At 63.0% G+C, this 13840-nt stretch carries 12 protein-coding genes and 2 pseudogenes; 10 read left to right on the top strand and 4 right to left on the bottom strand.

All coding sequences use genetic code 11. The annotated features are described in order from the left end of the window. The first annotated feature begins 62 nt into the window (after positions 1 to 62). From AC1DY5_RS19230 to AC1DY5_RS19205, 6 genes are read left to right on the top strand one after another with little or no spacing between them, the layout of a single operon-like run. Complete coding sequence (locus tag AC1DY5_RS19230; RefSeq protein WP_478113856.1) at positions 63 to 710, top strand: 3-oxoacid CoA-transferase subunit B; 648 nt, start codon at positions 63 to 65, stop codon at positions 708 to 710. Between the two features lie 23 nt (positions 711 to 733). Next, positions 734 to 1918 carry an MFS transporter gene (locus AC1DY5_RS19225; protein WP_478113854.1) on the top strand — a complete coding sequence of 395 codons (1185 nt, stop codon included), beginning with the start codon at positions 734 to 736 and terminating at the stop codon, positions 1916 to 1918. Positions 1919 to 1921: 3 nt separating this feature from the next. Next, complete coding sequence (locus tag AC1DY5_RS19220; RefSeq protein ID WP_478113852.1) at positions 1922 to 2842, top strand: DMT family transporter; 921 nt, start codon at positions 1922 to 1924, stop codon at positions 2840 to 2842. 15 nt (positions 2843 to 2857) lie between these two features. Further along, positions 2858 to 4042, top strand: a complete 1185-nt coding sequence (locus AC1DY5_RS19215; protein ID WP_478113851.1) for an NADH:flavin oxidoreductase/NADH oxidase — start codon at positions 2858 to 2860, stop codon at positions 4040 to 4042. A gap of 17 nt (positions 4043 to 4059) precedes the next feature. Continuing rightward, positions 4060 to 4743, top strand: coding sequence for an EthD domain-containing protein (locus AC1DY5_RS19210; protein WP_478113849.1), 684 nt, complete (start codon positions 4060 to 4062; stop codon positions 4741 to 4743). Positions 4744 to 4759: 16 nt separating this feature from the next. Continuing rightward, the gene (locus AC1DY5_RS19205; RefSeq protein WP_478113847.1) at positions 4760 to 5401 is read left to right on the top strand and encodes an EthD domain-containing protein; all 642 of its coding nucleotides are present in this window, start codon (positions 4760 to 4762) and stop codon (positions 5399 to 5401) included. Positions 5402 to 5530: 129 nt separating this feature from the next. Here AC1DY5_RS19205 and AC1DY5_RS19200 read toward each other — a convergent pair. The 3 genes and pseudogenes from AC1DY5_RS19200 to AC1DY5_RS19190 all read right to left on the bottom strand — a co-directional run. Further along, positions 5531 to 5818: pseudogene (locus AC1DY5_RS19200) on the bottom strand (type 2 periplasmic-binding domain-containing protein); the annotation flags it as partial. A 405-nt stretch (positions 5819 to 6223) separates the two neighbouring features. Then, positions 6224 to 6625 (bottom strand): hypothetical protein, encoded by a 402-nt coding sequence (locus tag AC1DY5_RS19195; protein WP_478113845.1) that lies wholly within the window; start codon positions 6623 to 6625, stop codon positions 6224 to 6226. A gap of 9 nt (positions 6626 to 6634) precedes the next feature. Continuing rightward, positions 6635 to 7105, bottom strand: a complete 471-nt coding sequence (locus tag AC1DY5_RS19190) for an epoxide hydrolase family protein (protein WP_478113844.1) — start codon at positions 7103 to 7105, stop codon at positions 6635 to 6637. A 583-nt stretch (positions 7106 to 7688) separates the two neighbouring features. Between AC1DY5_RS19190 and AC1DY5_RS19185 the strand changes: the two genes are divergently transcribed. Then, the gene (locus tag AC1DY5_RS19185; protein ID WP_478113843.1) at positions 7689 to 9740 is read left to right on the top strand and encodes a S8 family serine peptidase; all 2052 of its coding nucleotides are present in this window, start codon (positions 7689 to 7691) and stop codon (positions 9738 to 9740) included. Positions 9741 to 9829: 89 nt separating this feature from the next. Here AC1DY5_RS19185 and AC1DY5_RS19180 read toward each other — a convergent pair. Continuing rightward, positions 9830 to 10053 (bottom strand): annotated as a pseudogene (locus AC1DY5_RS19180) (DDE-type integrase/transposase/recombinase); the annotation flags it as partial. A gap of 90 nt (positions 10054 to 10143) precedes the next feature. Here AC1DY5_RS19180 and AC1DY5_RS19175 point away from each other — a divergent pair. From AC1DY5_RS19175 to AC1DY5_RS19165, 3 genes are all read left to right on the top strand, one after another. Beyond that, positions 10144 to 11955: an alpha/beta fold hydrolase gene (locus AC1DY5_RS19175; protein WP_478113841.1), complete on the top strand. Its 1812-nt coding sequence runs from the start codon at positions 10144 to 10146 to the stop codon at positions 11953 to 11955. Positions 11956 to 12472: 517 nt separating this feature from the next. Then, the gene (locus tag AC1DY5_RS19170; RefSeq protein WP_478113839.1) at positions 12473 to 13045 is read left to right on the top strand and encodes a GNAT family N-acetyltransferase; all 573 of its coding nucleotides are present in this window, start codon (positions 12473 to 12475) and stop codon (positions 13043 to 13045) included. A gap of 274 nt (positions 13046 to 13319) precedes the next feature. Then, positions 13320 to 13840 (top strand): hypothetical protein (locus AC1DY5_RS19165; protein ID WP_478113837.1); only part of this gene is annotated, 521 nt, incomplete at its 3' end.

Here is a 13840-nt window from a genome sequence, read left to right as displayed (position 1 = left end):
CCGGACTCCGTGATCACCCCGGGCGTCCTGGTTCATGTGCTCGTGGGAAAGGAGCGCGCCGCATGAACGAGAAAGAAGTCATTGCCCGGCGTGTCGCCAAGGAGCTCAAGGACGGTGATCGGGTCAACCTCGGCATCGGCTTGCCAACCCTGGTCGCGCAGTACCTGGCTCCGTTGATTCACGTCTTCTTCCATTCCGAGAACGGCATCATCGGCATGAGCCCGTTGCCCGGCGAGGGATTCGAGGACATCAATCTCACCGACGCAGGGGGACGCCCCGTCGGCGCCTTGCCCGGTGCGTGCGCCTTCGACTCCGCTTTTTCCTTCGGAATGATACGGGGCGGTCACCTTGACGTCACCGTGCTCGGAGGTCTCGAGGTCGATGAACTTGGCCGGTTGGCGAATTGGATGGTGCCCGGTTCGATGATTCCCGGCATGGGCGGAGCGATGGATCTGGTGACGGGCGCCCGGCGGGTCATCGTAGCGATGACGCACCGTTCCAAGACCGGTTCCAAGATCGTTCCGCGTTGCACCCTTCCAATCACTTCGGTGCGCCGCGTCGAGTTGGTCGTCACAGAACTCGCGGTGATCCGGCCGACCGAGAACGGCCCCGTTCTGCAAGAGACCGCCCCCGGGGTGTCAGTCCGAGAGGTGATCGAAGCGACCGATGCGAGCCTGATCCTTGGACCAGGTCTAGCGGCATGCGAGTGAGCACCGTACCGAGCGATGCGGTCATGAGCATCCGTCCCCTCGACACCCGAACGTTGTGGCTACTCGGAACATGCGCGTTCGCGAGCATGGCATCGATGCGGATCTGCGATGCAATGCTTCCGTCGTTGGCAGCGGAGTTCTCGACAACGACGGGCCAGGCGGCGCGGACGATCTCCGGCTTCGCGTTGGCCTACGGGGTTCTTCAGTTGTTCTATGGGCCGCTCGGGGATCGTTACGGCAAAGTGCGCGTCATCGGTTTTGCGACGCTAGCGTGCACGTTCGGAAGCGCGGCGGCGGCGTTTTCGCCCACGTTGGACTGGCTGGTTGTCAGTCGCATTCTGTCCGGCGTAGCGGCGGCTGGAATCATTCCGCTGACCATGGCGTGGATCGGAGACAGCGTTGCCTACGAAGGTCGCCAGGAAGTGTTGGCCAAACTGCTCGGCGCGACGGTGTTCGGAATGATCTGCGGCCAGTGGCTTGGCGGCCTTGTCGCTGAGACGTTGAGTTGGAGAGCGGCGTTCGTCATGCTCGCGGTCATTTTCCTGATCAGCGGAGCGATGCTTGCCAAGCGCGCTCGCGGCATGGCGTCACCGTCGCCGGGAGACATGGGAAGCGTGCCTCGCCGGGTTCTGGATGTGCTTGCTCAGCCATGGGCGAGGACGGTATTGCTCGTCACTTGCATCGAAGGGGCGTTGGCGTTCAGCGCGCTTGCCTTCATTCCCTCCCACCTGCACGCTACGTTCGACCTGTCGATGCCAACGGCAGGGGCCGTCGTCGCGCTCTACGGCGTCGGGGGCCTTCTATACAGCCGAAGCGCACGAGTGCTGCTGCGGCGATTCGGCGAAACCGGTCTGGCAACCACTGGCGGTGTCTGCCTGGGCATCGCGTTCGCGACGATCGCGTCGGCACCATCGTGGCAGTGGACGCTTCCCGCCTGCACGCTTGGCGGGTTCGGCTTCTACGCCTTGCACAACACCCTGCAGACCCATGCGACCCAGATGGCCCCGGCCGTGCGCGGTACGGCCGTTTCACTGTTTGCATGCGTGCTGTTCTTTGGGCAGTCCCTGGGGGTCCTGCTTGCCGCGTGGGTGGTGGACACGTTCTCGTCAACCATGGTCTTTGCATCTTCGGCCATCGGCCTCCTGCTGCTCGGGGGGGCGTTCGCGTCCTTGATCCGGCAGCGCAACCGCCAACTGCGGGGGGCCTGATTCATGTCCGATCGCCAAGCAAGTCCAGCCGCCGTGCAGGCGACCTTGATCGGGGCGATGGCGATCTGGGGTCTGAACGTGGCCGCAGTGAAGGTCCTGACGGGGGTCTTCGATCCGACCACAGTGGCCGCGCTACGAATGCTCGTGGCATGCGCCGCTTTGAGCCTGATCGTGCTGTGGAAGCGCTGCGGGCTCCCCATGTTGTCCTGGCGGCAGAGCGTGGCGATCGTGGTCTGCGCGATCTTGATGGTGTATCTCAATCAGATACTTTTTGCGGAAGGCTTGCTGCGGTCCACTGCCACCAATGGCGCGCTCATCATGGCTTTGAGCCCGCTGGTATCCGCACTGCTCGCAGCGGTCGCCTTCCGAGAACGTCTGACAGTGATGCGCCTGGTGGGTGTCCTTCTGGGATTCGCGGGCGTAGCGGCGGTGGTGTTGAGCCATCCGGGAGCCGGTCTTTCGAGCGCAGGCGCGGGAGACTTGATGTTGGTGGCCGCCGTGGTCAGCTTTGCCGCCGGTGGCGCCATCGTCCAGCGCCTGACGACGCAGCTCCACCCTTTGACTATCAGCTGGGCGATCTATGTGATCGGCTCGTTCCTTCTGGCGGTCCACGCCACCCTCGAGTCGCCCGCGATTGGATTCGATGGGCTCTTTCCAGGCTGGCGCCCTTGGGCGTTCATCCTGTTCTCAGGTGTCATGGCGACCGCGTTGTCCAACCTCGTCTGGAACCGCGCGATCGCGCGTATCGGCGTAGCACGCACCGCCGTCTTCCTGTATTGGGTTCCGATCTTCGGCGTCGGTTTCGCAGCCATGTTGCTTGGCGAGCGACTGAACCTCTGGCATCTCTTCGGTTTTCTTGYCGTGATGGGCGGCACCTACCTGGGTACTCGGCAACCCGCGACCGTCCCGGTCGTCGCCCCCTAACTGACAGGCTTTCGTATGACCACCAATGACCCACTTCTTTTCCTGCCACTTCAGCTCCGCGAGCTCGTTCTGAACAATCGAATCGTCATCTCGCCCATGTGCCAGCATGCGGCCGAATCCGGACGCGCGACGCCGTGGCACATGGTCCACCTTGGGAAATTTGCCCTTGGCGGTGCTGGGCTGATTCTCACCGAAAGTACCGCCGTCGATCCTCGAGGCCGCATCGGTACGGCGGATCTGGGCCTTTGGGAAGACAGCCAGATCGAACCGTTGAAGCAGGTGGTTGATTTTGTCCATTCCAACGGTGGCGCAATCGGCGTGCAGTTGGCTCATGCGGGACGCAAGTCGGGTAGTCAGCCGCTGTGGGAAGGGGGCGCGGCGCTGTCCGAACATCGCCTCGCATCGGATCCACAGCCCTGGCAACGCCTCGGGCCAAGTGCGTTACCTGCTGGACCCGGATGGTCGGCGCCGGTTGCGTTGGACGCCGACGGCATCGCAGACGTGGTGCAGTCCTTCGTCGACGCCACATTGCGCGCCGAACAGGCCGGCTTCGATGTGGTGGAGCTCCATTTCGGCCATGGCTATCTGGTCGCAAGCTTCCTGTCGCCCAACTCAAACCACCGCGATGACGAATGGGGTGGCAGCCTCGAAGGACGAATGCACCTGGCCCTCGAAATCGCGCGCAAGGTTCGCGCAGCCTGGCCAGAAGGCAAGCCTCTCTTCTGCCGGCTGTCGGCGGTAGACGGCAGCGTGGACGGATGGAGCCTTGAGGATTCAATCGTCCTGTCGCGCGAACTCGCACGCTGCGGCGTCGACGTCATTGACTGCTCTTCCGGTGGACTCACCGAAGAAACTCGCGCGTTGCCGGTGCCGCGGGGACTTGGTTTTCAGGTGCCGTTTTCAGAGCGGATTCGTCGAGAGGCGGAGATCAGGACGCAAGCCGTCGGGATGATCGTCGATGCGCGTCAGGCTGAAGCGGTGCTTGCCGACGGAAAGGCCGATTTGATCGCGCTGGGTCGCGAAGCTCTCTTCGATCCCTACTGGCCGCATCACGCCGCCCTTACCTTGGGGGTCGACCCCGCATACAAGCGCTGGCCGTTGCGGCACGGCGTCTGGCTTGCCAAACGCGCTCCGGGCCTCGCACGTGCCCGCGCGCAGGCTGCAGCCGAGCTCATTGAACCCACCGCCAACCAGGAGTAACCGATATGAACGTAAGAATGGGCCTGATCCGCAAAAAGTCCGATTGGTCTACGGAAAAATTCAGCGAATAYTGGCGCGGCCACCACGGAGACCTTGCGAAGAGAGCGCCAGGTTTGCGAGGGTACTGGCAGAACCCGGTGATCGAGCGCTTGCAACGCGGCATCGATTTCCCGCGCGGTCCGTGGGACTTCGACGGCTTCTCGCAACTGTGGTTCGATGGCGTCGGCGAAGCGGACCATGCATTCAACGACAGCGAGCTCGCTGCGGACCTCATCGCGGACGAGAGCCACTTCCTTGGCGGTCTGTACATTGTCACCGCTGAGCAGCGTGTCGTCATCGAGTTGCCAGAGGCGAAAGCCCGTGCCCKCCTCCTGAAGCGCATGTCGATCTTGAAACGTCGACCTGATCTCAGCGAGGCGGACTTTCGCCGCGAATGGAAAGTTCATGGCGATCTGGTGCGCAAGATGCCAGGCGTCGGCGCCTACAGGCAGAACGTGGTGATCGCCCGTGAATTGGTGAAGGGGCAACCATGTGGCTACGACAACTTCCCGATCGATGGCATCGTCGAACTCTGGTTCGAGGACGCCGCAACGCTGGAGGCTGCGTTCGGTTCCGAAGCAGGCAAGAAGACGATGGCCCATGCAAAGACGTTCCTGGCTGAGATCACAGCTTTCGTCGTGGCCGAGCGGCAAATCCTGTAGCTTCGAAAGGCCTCAAATGATGAAACGAATGACCCTCCTAAAAAGGAAGGAAGGGACCGCAATGTGCGACTTCAGGGCGTACTGGGCGGGCCCTCATGCCCAGCTTGCCCTGGGCATGGAAGGCGTCACCAAGTACACCCACAACCGCGTGGACAAGGTGCTATGGGCGAGCAATGGCGAGCCTGCTTTCAACGTCGATGGCGTCGTGGAGCTTTTCTTTGCTGACGCGGAGGCCATGTGCTTGGCTCAAGCTTCCCCGGTTGGCCAGAAGTACATACCTGCTGATGAGCCGATCTTCCTGAAAGGTTGGACCTTGTGCGTGGTCGAGACGGATGGAGATGACCCAGCCGAGAAATTCGTCAAAGTCCTCATCCCATTTCATGCGCGAGCGGAGACGCGCGTCACGCTTTGGCGTGAAGTGCGACGAGTGGCGGAAACCACTGGGTATAAGGTTGCGTTGAACTGGACGATCTCGACGGCTCGTCGCGAGCGACTGTGGGCGGAGCCGTCTCCGCCGACCGGCATTATCTGCGTCTGGCTCGACAGCGTCGCAATGGCCCATGAGGTTTTCGAACCCGCGTCTGAGTTGCGCCGCGTCATTGAGACCCATGCTAGCGACGGCGTTGCCTATCTCATCGACGAACTTGTTCTTCGCTAGGCCCGGATCTCTGCGTCGTGGACTTCTGGCGCGACTCGCGACGACAGACTTTGTCCGCAGGGCGAAAGCAGCTGTTGACTCGTCGAAGAGGTCAAGACTGCTGGGGCTGCGGCGCCATGACCGCTTGCGTTATCGACGCCCGAGTGAGCGGAAGGACTGCTGCAGAAACTCAACGCAAACGCGGACCTTTGCGGAATTGCTCAGCGGCGTGGGATACACCGCCCACACGTTGGCTTCCTGCCGATAGTCTGGGAGCACCTGGACCAAACGACCGTCGCGCTGCCCATGCCTTCCACCGCCCATTGCACGGCGATTTCGCCATTGTTGGTGGACATTGGGCCAGACTTTCACGGTCTCCACGCCACTGCCGGCGTCCAACCTCCAAACGCCGAATGGGTGGTCGCGCTCGCGCCAAACTGGGCTCTGCAGTCATGCATGAGGGGGCCGGTTCAGACTGCATAACTGCCACTCATACGCGCCCGCTCCAGGGCAAGTCAGCGGCACGCAACGCATGTCACCCCCTGATTGCGTGTGTGCATCGAGGAAGCTGGTCGATCAGTCCGACTGCGAGGCCGCCGCCACGCAATCGGACTGAAAGCTGGGGTCAGCTCAGCACGCGGAAGAAATCGCGGACGTCCGTGATGATGGCCTGCGGTTCTTACCAGGCCCCGAAGTGTCCGCCGCTGGCGTGATGCCGCTTCTGCTTGAGGTTGTAGTAGCGCTGGATCCAGCGGCGCGGGGCGCTGCATATTTCCTCTGGCAATACCGAAATTCCGACCGGAGCTTCGAGCAACGCGCCGACGTGCCGTAGCTCTGCTTGACTCAGTAGATCATGATCGTGGTCAGCAAATCGTCCTTGCTGAAGCGGGTTTCGACGTCGCCGTGGCAGTCGCTCCAGCTGCGTTGCTTTTCAAGTATCCACGACGCCAGTCCCACTGGTGAATCGTTGAGCGCTGCGGCAATGGTCTGGGGCTTGGTGCTTTGCAGCGCCGAGTAGGCCGACTCGGTGGCGAAGAAGTTCTGCAGGCATGCGGCCATCGGCGCTTCGTCGGCGTCGTAGTCCTCGGGCGCCGGCGTACCGCCGCTGAAGAGGTCCAGTGGCAGCATCATCGGGAAGTGGACGCCCATCACGCGCTCGGCATAGCGGTGTCCCAGGTCGGCCGTGATCAGCGCGCCCCAGTCGGCGCCGTGCGCGGCGAAACGTGGATAGCCCAGCCGTTCCATGAGCTTCACCTAAAGCCCGGAAGTGCGCCAGAAAGTGACGCCGGGCTTGCGCAGCGGCGTGGAGAATCCATAGCCCGGCAAAGACGGCACCACTACGTCGAAGGAATCGGCGGGATCGCCGCCGTGCGCGCCGGGATCGCTGAGGGGCCCGATCACTTTCCGATACTCCCAGAACGTCCAGGGCCAGCCGTGCGAAAGGATCAACGGCTTGGGATCGGGCCCCTTGCCGCGCACGTGGATGAAGTGGATCGGCACACCATCGATCTCGGTGCGGAACTGCGGATACGCGTTGATCGCGCGTTCCTGCTTGCGCCAGTCGTAGGCCYCGATCCAGTAGGCCACCAGTTCCTTGAGGTAGGCGGTGTTGGTGCCGTACTGCCAGCCTTCGTTGGCGAAGTCGTGGGCCCAGCGCGTGAGCTTGAGGCGCGCGTGCAGATCGTCGAACACCTCATCGGGCACATCGACGCGAAATAATTCCATTGGTCTTTCTCCTAGTGATTTTTCGCACATGCGCAGGGCGGGCTCCGGAAGCTCCACAGACAATGCTTCATCCGTGGAACTTCCGCGAGCACGTTACGCGCGCAGCGACCTGAAGCCCGAGTCCAGCCACGCCGACGTGATTGGCGTGAACCCCGACTGTTGCTGTCGCAGTGGTCGCTCGAGAAAAGGTCGAAAGCCCCGTCGTGCTTGCCGACTCGCGCCGGTTCAAGCGTTGCGGCAATGTCGCTTCAACACTGGTTGCGGAAGTTCGGAGCCTCCCTCTTGAAGGTCTGGCCAGAACAATGCGAGCCTGCAACGCCAACGCCTTGCGGGTCTTGCGCCGCAGCGTCTGCGCCGTGAGCTGCTCGCGCTCAGTTTCGCTCAGCGCCAGTTCTGCCTTGGGTCTTCCTCGCATGGCCGCCTCGTCGTGTGCACACGGTACACGAGCTCTTTTCGATTAGTTCAATGAACTTCTAACTCACGACACTAGCGTTCATCCACCTCATTAAGGATTCCCCGGCCGCACAGCAGGCCTACGATCTTCGTGCCCGGGATCATGCACCCGGATGCGTAAAGGACGATCATGGCCACTACAACCTACTTCTGGCAGGGCGGTCGCAAGATCCCGGTCCAGCAAGACGACTCTGACATCACCATCCACGCCGCGAGCGAAGCCGATGCCCAGAACGCGGCAACCCGCGCGGGGGTCGAATTGCGATCCCTGCGCGCCGCCACGCCGAACCTTGTGCGCGCCGCAGTTGCGCACGACCCCGAGGCATCCGTCGACAGGCTGCGGGCACAGAACAACGTGGTCCACCACGTCTACCGCGACCCGACCACCCCGCAAGGCGGCGAGTACCTCATTACCGAAAGCTTTTTCATCAAGTTCAAGGAAGGCACTCCAGACCAGCGCATCCACATGTACTTCGCGAACGAGAAACTCGTAGTCGAGCGCGACATGGGCAACAAGACTTTCCTTGTGCGCGTGACAGACGCCACCGGCAAGAATCCGATTCGCGCCGCCAATTCGGCGCAGGAGGATAGCGACGACGTCGAATACGCCGAACCCAACCTCTTGCGCCCGCTTACGCGTTTCTTCATTCCGTCGGACGATCTGTTCCATACTCAGTGGCACCTGCATGCCCCCACTGCGGGCCCCGACCTCGTGGCCGGCGCCGGCATCTTCGCGCCCGAGGCCTGGGACCTCACACGCGGCCGACGCGACATCGTCATTGCCGTGGCCGACGACGGCTTCGACCTCGGGCACCCCGACTTCCAGGGCACTGCCAAGGTCGTGGCACGCCTGAACGCCACGCTGCGCGGCGACGAGAACAACGCGGCCATCGACTGGAGCACCGATGTCCAACCGCGCGCCGGCGACTACCATGGCACGCCGTGCCTTGGTGTGGCAGTGGCCGAGGGCAACGGCAGCGGCGTGGTCGGGGTGGCTCCCGGCTGCTCCCTGGTGGCGGTTCGCTTCCCGCTGCAGGCCATGACCGATGCGCACTTCATCGTGATGTTCGAGAAGATCTCTACGCTGGCAGACGTGGTCTCGTGCTCATGGGGCGTGGGCCCGGCGAACGCGCCGATGAGCATCGCGCTCCACGACGCGATGGCCCGCCTCGCTACGACCGGCGGGCGCCGCGGCAAGGGTCTCGTCTTCTGCATCGCTGCGGGCAATAGCAACTGCCCCGTTCAGGATCTCCAGAACACGCGCACCTACCGCTTCCGCACCGACTTCGGTATCCGCTCCCACAGCGGTCCGATCGACCGCTGGGTGGCCGCACACCCGGACGCCATCACGGTGAGTGCCAGCACGTCGCGCAAGACGCGTGCCGCGTATTCTTCCTGGGGCACACAGATCAGCGTGTGTGCGCCGTCGGACAACTGGGACGATCTGGCGCAGATCCATCCGGCGGGACTTGGCATCGTCACCACCGACAACGAAGGCGCCGGACTCAACTCCGACTTCACGCCCGGCTCGCGCTTCACGAACCAGTTCGGCGGCACGTCGAGCGCCACGCCCACGGTGGCCGGCGTGTGCGCGCTGGTCCTTTCGGCCGACCCCACGCTTGACGGCAGGCGCGTGCGCGAAATCCTGCGCCAGACGGCGGACAAGGAGATGTCCATGGTGACCGACACGCCGGTCAACGAGCCCGGTGAGTTCAGTCCCGCAGGCTTCAGCCTGTGGTTCGGCCACGGCAAGGTGAACGCGTTCAAGGCGGTCAATGCGGCCGCGGGCGGAGTGACGGAACAACGCAGCGTCGACGTGAGTGCATCGCCCGGCACGACGATTCCTGACGCGGGAGTTCCGATCGTGAGCCGCATCGACATCCAGGAGGACGGCAAGATTGCCGAACTGCGCGTGCAGGTGGACATTACCCACACCTACATTGGCGACTTGCGCGTCGACCTGTTGGCGCCCAACGGCACCGCAGTTTCGTTGCACAACAACACCGGCGGCTCAGCCGACAACCTGGCGCGAACCTATTCAGTCGACAACCAGCCGGCGCTGCGCGGCCTCGTGGACAAACCGATCCGCGGGGTCTGGGAGCTGCGTGTGGTCGACACCTTCCGGCTCGACGAGGGAAGGCTCAACCGTTGGCGAATCGCAGCACGGCTGTCGCCGAGCTGAGTAGTCTGCGATCGCGTCAGCCGAAGCCGACAGGGTAGTGTCGCAATAGCGGCGCGAGGGTCAGCGAAGGCGCGCAGCCGATCGCCGGATTAAGAGGCCAGAGAGTAAAACAGGGACGCTGCCGACGAGACTTGGCATTCGGGACAATCGAGCTGCCCTTTGTTGATCATGTGCATTTGTCTCGACGCCGGCAATGAGGGTGCCTCGCGCAGCGCAAAGACTTGAAGCCCAGCATTGATCGCTCGATGCGCTTGATGGCCCGGTGATCCTGTTTGACCATGTTGTTGAGGTACTTGTTCTGCCGCATCGCGATGTCCGCGCCGGAGTCGCACTGACCGCTCTGCACGGCGTGTTGGTGCCGCTTTTTCTACACCTCAAACCCAAGACTTTCAAGGAGGATTGCATGAACCGCTTTCCCGCAGACTTTCCCGCCAACCTGACCGGCTTCGGCGGAGAACAGTCAATGACGAAGGTGCAGCACCGCGCCGCGCTCCGCAAGACGCCGGTTGTCCTCGTGCACGGCAATGCAGGGCACTCGGCCCATCCCAGGTGGGGCATGGAGACTATGAGGGACTTTCTCCTGGGAGAGGGCTATTCCCGGTGTGAGATCTGGGCGATGGATTACCTCGGCGAGGGCAACACCGCGACGATCCTGCAGGACGTGCACATCGACCACATCGACGCGTTTCGCAGCTTCGTCGACAGCGTGCGCGACTACCTGGGAGTGCTCAAGCTCGACTTCATCGCCCATTCGCTGGGTTGCGGAATGGTGAACGGCTACCTGCGCGGGGTGCAAAAGCCCGAGCAATGGGACAATGAAGCGCATCGGCTCGACACGGTCGGGACGTTCGTTGCCATCGCAGGCGCGAATCATGGGCTTGGGCGCTTTGCCATCGATGAGTTCAAGACCGGCGGAGCCTTCGAGACGACGTCGCACAAGTTCGATGGCGTCGTCGACGACACGACGCGCGGCTCGAACGACAAGGCTGCGCAGGACTCTCCCGTTTCGGGCTGGACCGGCGTCACCGAACTGGACAACGGAGCCATCCGCTACGCCGCGATGATCGCTGCCAGCGACTTCGTTGAGATGCAGAACCCTGGCACCGGCCGGCTAGAAGGCGCGGATCTGATCCGCCAGTTCGACCTCGGCTCCGCGGACGTCGGCCACGAGAAGATCATCAAGAGCAAGACCGTATTCAACGAGTTCAAGGGGATGCTGAACAAGCACCCGCCGGCCCCGCCGGCGACGATCGCCGTCGACAAGGCGAGCGGCAGCCACGCATCCGGCCTCGTGGTGATGGCCGACGTGACCCCGGACACCGTGGCGTTGACGTTCCACGCCCAGTGCATCACGCAGCGCTTCAACGCGGGCTTCATCCAGCGGACGGTCGCTGACACGCGCGAAGGCACGCTATCCGACGGTGGAAGCCTGACCCTCGCGACGAACGGCATGTGGGAGGTCGTATTCCAGGCGGCAGGCGCCGAGGACGTGCGCCGCAGCTACGGTGTTGGCGTTGTGCTGCCTGAGGTGACGATCCTCACCGACAACGCCGCTCCATTCGACGGCAGTCTGGCGGTCGTCGCTACCACGACGCGCGGCGTGCTTCATCACAGCACGGATCAGGAGCACTGGAACGTAGGCTCGCAGCGGAACATCGACCGCACCGGAACCGTTTCGTTCATCGCGATCGATTCCGACGGCATTGCGTCCCCCGTTGTGAACCGTCCGTACAAGAAGCGCATTGAGTGGACCGACGCGAAGACCGCGACGCTGACGCAGCACTTCATCGCGCACCGTACATCAGTGAACGACTACGTCGCGTGGGGCATGGAGCTCGGCTTCAACGCAATCCTGACGCTGTACCTAGTCGATGAGCAGTGGGTCCGCAACGTGGAGGGCGTGCAGTCGGCCGTGGCCGTGGCGCGCGCGGCGATGGCGGCAGCGCATCCGCAGCGCAGCGCCAGCGCGGACCGGCCGGACGGCGACTACGCGGGCGCGTTGGATGTGACGCTAACGGCGCCGAAGGGCACGAAGGTCTACTACACCGAAGACGGCTCTGATCCCTCCGACGCGCACAACGCGCGGCGGGTCTCGTTTGACGGCCAGAAGGCCTTCCGGTTCGAGCGCGCCGGGCGCCATGCCGTGCTCTGTCATGTGCCGGACGGCAAGGGTGGCGGGGCGTTTGAAGCCTTCGTGTGGACGATTCTGAGCTGAACCTGTGCTCCGCAGTTCCGCGCCGCCGAACGACCTCACGAGCGGGTTCCGTCGCAATAAGAAAATTCGGCAGATTCTGACCACTACCGGTAGCGTAGGGAGCCGCCAAATTGGCTACCATATCGTGAGGCCAGGATCGAAACTCCTTATTGCAACAGAACCCGCCATGTGTCCAGTCGACGTTCCCGGGCCTGCCGCACACGGCACACCGCACATCGGGAGGCTGGCCCCGGATCTGGGCCTCGATCGCGTACAGAGCCGCGATCCGCTGCAGCGCCTGGTGAGCGCCACCGGCAGCTCATGGCCGGGACTGCCTGTTCGCCGAAAACTCGCCGATAGCAGTCCTTGGCCAACCGGGCGATCACGCCGAAGGTCAGCTGTCGGGCACGGCCGCGAACTGGTGCTCGCGCAAGAGCAGACGATTGTCTCTGGCTCCCAACGGCGACTTTATGAGCGCGTGCGCACTGACAAGTGCTGGGCAACAATCGGTCAAAGCCACACCCGACAGCAAGGGGCAATGAAGATGCCAATCGAAATCATCACGGAGCGTTTGCTTCTTCGCATGTGGAAGAGCTCGGATCGCGACCCGTATGCCGCCCTGAATGTGGACCCGGTTGTCATGCGCTTCTTCGCCGGACTGCAGTCCCGCGAGTGGAGTGATCGCGACTTTGACAGGTGGGGCGCCGAACTCAATGACCGTGGCTGGAGCAACTGGGCTGTGGAGACACGAGCGACCGGTCAATTTATCGGCTTCATCGGCCTGTCGATTCCCAGGCGCGCGCTATCGTTCATGCCATGTGTGGAACTAGGCTATCGACTGGCCCAGGAGCATTGGGGCAAGGGATATGCCACCGAGGGTGCGAAGGCGGCAGTGCGCGTTGGCTTCGAGCAGTTGGGCCTCGAAGAGATCGTTTCGTTTACGCCGATCATCAACCTTCCCTCACGCGGAGTGATGGAGCGCGTTGGAATGATGAACGCCAACGAGGACTTCAACTACCCTAATCCTGCGTTGACGGAGGGCAGCAAACTGAAGAGGCATTGTCTGTATCGAATTACTCGTGAGAGGTGGCTCCGGACGGATGGCGTCTGATTCGGCTTTTTCCGGATTCGGCCCAAGCTGTTTGCTGCACAAGCAACCTGGACGGCACCGTGCTTCATGCGCAAGCCACGCCACCGGCACGAGGAGTGGCTGAAGTTCCTGTGGTGACGCCGTCGATCCCGCCATTGCATGCCGCAGCCCATCCACCAAAACAGCCAAGCTGAACGAAAACGACCCCCAACCAGAACCTCAGGGACGTGCTGGAGGCGATTGTCGAGTCAGCCGAGCCGCGCAGGCACGTCAACGGATCACGTACTCCCGCCTGGTGGACGTCCATACCGAGCGCGCCATTCAAGGCGGCAACGAAGCACGGTTGAACAATCCGGAGACAGTCGACAAGGCCACGCGTTCCGCCGAGCGCTACGCCGACGCCTTCGCCGCGCTGACGATGAACGCGCAGCAGCCGCTCAATGGCCAGCAGTGGAACGGCATTGCCACGTGGCGAATGAAGTCGGGCGCTGGTCACGACAACGCGAACTTCATCCGCCGGGTTCAGGACCAGGTGCAGCGTGATCCGGTAGCCCGCGAGGCGATGCGCTCCGATGGCGGCGCAGGCTTCAGCGTCCAGGCTTTGGCGAGCTTTTTGAAGCCGATTTGGATGACCTACGAGGCTCGGGAGATCGAGCTCGGGCGGAACCTCCAACAGGCCAATCAAGGCTCCCGGCCTGCGGAGCGTGTCGGCCAGCTGTCTGCCGAGCGCGTCAGCCAGGCTGCCAATTACGGTATCCGGCCGACTGACCAGGGCGGTGCGACGCGGCCTCGCGAAGCCGGACGTGCCGCGGCAGA

The organism is Variovorax sp. P4_D9 (assembly GCF_056401695.1).
This window is presented reverse-complemented; position numbering and strand designations above follow the sequence as displayed.